This window comes from Micromonospora sp. NPDC003776, from assembly GCF_053605645.1.
Genome location: NZ_JBSGJR010000930.1, coordinates 1 through 1430 on the forward strand (window position 1 = coordinate 1; position 1430 = coordinate 1430).

General features: G+C 77.5%; 1 protein-coding gene. It reads right to left on the reverse strand.

Translation table 11 applies throughout. The features are described 5' to 3' along the window. Positions 1-534: 534 nt before the first annotated feature. Positions 535-1422, reverse strand: coding sequence for a phosphotransferase family protein (locus tag ACWEVO_RS36470; RefSeq protein WP_452311940.1), 888 nt, complete (start codon positions 1420-1422; stop codon positions 535-537). Positions 1423-1430 lie beyond the last annotated feature (8 nt).

The window sequence follows — 1430 nt, forward strand, 5'->3', positions numbered from 1 at the left end:
GTCCGCGCCCGTCCCCGCCGGTCCGCGCCCGTCCCCGCCGGTCCGCGCCCGTCCGCGCCGGTCGTGCGGCGGGCCGTCTCCGGCCGCGCCGGACGTGATCCACTCCGGTTGCGGCAGGTCGCGGTATCCCTCGCGGCGGATAGCCCCGGCCTGCGGCAGGCGGAGTGGATCAAGCGCCAGCAGCGGACGACGCTGCTCGCGGCGGCGGCGCAGGCGCCCCCGGCAGGCGTGGCCCGGGGCGTCAGCCGCCTGTGCCGATCGGACTGGAGGATCAATCGGGGCAGGCTACGAACCTGATGTCGTGGACGGATCACCGTCGCCGGTTGCGGCGCACCGTGGTGAATCGCCTACGACATCAAGTTCGTAGCGGGAATGAAGGCCACCCGAGCCGCGATGGAGCCCCGCCCTGCCAGCACGACCCAGGCCCGGCGGCCACCGAGAAGCCCTCGCCGCCGTCCGGACGCCGGCCCACCGGCGGGCCGGTGCCGACGCTGCTCGGGATGGCGGGTGGATCAGGAGGGCGGGGGAAGGGTGTCAGGTCCACCCCTGCCGAACGGCGAGCCAGCCGAGCGCCTGCTCGCCGCTCCACCGCTGGTGCGCCCGCAGGTGCGGGGAGGCGCTCGACGGAGCGGCCGCCGGGCCGGTGAGGAAGTAGCCGGCGAGTGCGGCGAGCGTCACGTCCAGCGCGTCGGGCGGGGCCTGGGCCGACGCTGGATGGCGGGCGAAGGCGGCGTCGGCGTCGAGGCCGCTGGCGAACCCGGTGATCAGCAGGCTGACCAGGTCGAACCAGGCCGGCCCGTGGCACAGCCAGGGCCAGTCGCAGAACCAGGCCCGGCCGTCGGCGTCGAGCAGCACGTTGTCCACCCGCAGGTCGCCGTGGGCCAGCCCGGCGGTGTCGGCGTACCCGGGGAGGCGGGACTCCAGCGTGACCAGCTCGGGCAGCGGGGCCCAGGCCGGCAGCCCGGGTGCCGGCTCGCGGCCGGCGGCCACCGCGCCCCACGACAGGATGTCGTCGCGGGCCAGGTCGGCCAGGCGGGGCAGCCCGAGCGCTACCAGTTGCGCGGGCGGGTCGGCGAGCGCGGCGGCCACCTCGGCGTAGCCGGTGAGGACGGCGTCCAGCGCGGCCGGCTCCCAGGGCAGCCGGGGGGTTCGTCCGGCGACGGCGGTCAGCCCGACCGCGTACCAGCCGGCCTCGGTGAGCGCCCAGCGGGGCCGGGGGACCGGCAGGCCGGCGGGGAGCCGGGAGAGGACCTGGGCCTCGTGGAAGGACCAGTCGACCAGGTGGCGCTGCCCGTCCAGCGCCGCCGCCTTGACGAAGACCCGATCCCCGTCGGGGCCGGTGAGCAGCGCGGCGAAGCCCCGGGTGAAGCCGCCGCCGGCGACCTCGACCGCAGCCGGGGGGCCGCCGAGCCGCGCGGCGATCCCGTTCC